The following is a 429-nucleotide window of genomic DNA, read 5'->3' as shown; positions in this document are numbered from 1 at the left end:
GGTGAAGGGAGTCGAACCCCCACGCCAAAGGCGCCAGATCCTAAGTCTGGTGCGTCTGCCAATTCCGCCACACCCGCATATTTTATTAAAATGGTGAGCCATGAAGGATTCGAACCTTCGACCCTCTGATTAAAAGTCAGATGCTCTACCAACTGAGCTAATGGCTCGTACAATAAAAACTGGTGCCGGCTAGAGGACTTGAACCCCCAACCTACTGATTACAAGTCAGTTGCTCTACCAATTGAGCTAAGCCGGCTAAATGGTGGAGGATGACGGGATCGAACCGCCGACCCCCTGCTTGTAAGGCAGGTGCTCTCCCAGCTGAGCTAATCCTCCGAATTGCCTGGCAACGTCCTACTCTCACAGGGACAAGGTCCCAACTACCATCGGCGCTAGAGAGCTTAACTTCCGTGTTCGGTATGGGAACGG

At 52.7% G+C, this 429-nt stretch carries 3 tRNA genes and 1 rRNA gene; all 4 read right to left on the bottom strand.

The window, feature by feature from the left end:
* Positions 1 to 91 precede the first annotated feature (91 nt).
* Positions 92 to 167: transfer RNA gene (locus tag MR109_RS29780), tRNA-Lys, on the bottom strand.
* Between the two features lie 13 nt (positions 168 to 180).
* Positions 181 to 256: transfer RNA gene (locus tag MR109_RS29775), tRNA-Thr, on the bottom strand.
* A gap of 4 nt (positions 257 to 260) precedes the next feature.
* Positions 261 to 336 (bottom strand) — tRNA-Val (locus tag MR109_RS29770).
* Between the two features lie 5 nt (positions 337 to 341).
* Positions 342 to 429, bottom strand: a 5S ribosomal RNA gene (rrf, locus tag MR109_RS29765); the annotation flags it as partial.

This window comes from Bacillus cereus group sp. BfR-BA-01310, assembly GCF_022664325.1.
Classification (GTDB): domain Bacteria; phylum Bacillota; class Bacilli; order Bacillales; family Bacillaceae_G; genus Bacillus_A; species Bacillus_A paramycoides.
Note: the sequence above shows the minus strand (reverse complement) of the source record. Positions and strands in the feature narration are given on the sequence as shown.